Origin of the sequence: Vibrio sp. 1727, assembly GCF_033344415.1 — a bacterium.
GTDB classification, from domain to species: domain Bacteria; phylum Pseudomonadota; class Gammaproteobacteria; order Enterobacterales; family Vibrionaceae; genus Vibrio; species Vibrio alginolyticus.
Genome location: NZ_JAWPOT010000142.1, coordinates 1 through 871, shown reverse-complemented (window position 1 = coordinate 871; position 871 = coordinate 1). Strand labels below are relative to the sequence as shown.

Here is an 871-nt window from a genome sequence, read left to right as displayed (position 1 = left end):
GCGCCAGTGGCAAACGATGACGCGGCAACAACACAAGAAGATACCGCTGTCACGATTGATGTCCTACCAAACGACACCGATATTGATGGCGATACGCTGTCTATCCAATCGGCGTCTGTGCCGAGTGACCAAGGCACAGTCGAGATCGTTGATGGCAAATTGGTGTTCACACCGGCAGAAAACTTCAATGGTGATGCTGAAATTACTTACACTGTAACGGACGGTGAATTGACCGACGAAGCGAAAGTAACTGTTACAGTAAATCCAGTGAACGATGCACCAACCATCAAGGTTGAAGCCGTAGAAAGCATCACTGAAGATGCAGTGAGCACTGATACGGTAGTCGCAACCTTAACGGTTCGCGATACTGACACGCCTGAAGACCAATTAACCGTATCTTTAGAAAATAACTCAAACGGCTACTTCGTGTTGGTTGGCAATGAAGTCAAGTTGACTCAAGCGGGTGTTGACGCGGTTAACAACGATGAGCTCAACCTTAAAGACCTGACTATCAGCGCGTCAGTGTCGGATGGTGTAAATCCAACGGCTAGCGACAGTGACAGTTTGGTTGTGAATCGTGTTAACGATGCACCGACTGTTGAAAATGCCATTGCAGACCAAGTGTTATCGGAAGATTTCGATGCATACACGATCGACTTGAATGAAGTATTCAAAGATTCTGATTCCTCGCTAGAATTCTCAGTCTCTGGCAATAACAGCATCCAAATTTCTATTGTGAATGGCGTTGCTACCATCACTCCGACTGCGGATTGGAATGGCAAAGAGACAATTACGTTCACAGCTAAAGACCCAAGCGGTGAAAGCGTTAACCAAACGGTGGACTTTACGGTTGCACCAGTAGTCGACATCG

1 protein-coding gene is annotated in these 871 nt (G+C 46.8%); it reads left to right on the top strand.

Features of this window, described 5'->3' with window-relative positions:
* A partial coding sequence (locus tag R8O10_RS24380; protein WP_318191838.1) for a tandem-95 repeat protein occupies positions 1–871 on the top strand: 871 nt, incomplete at both ends.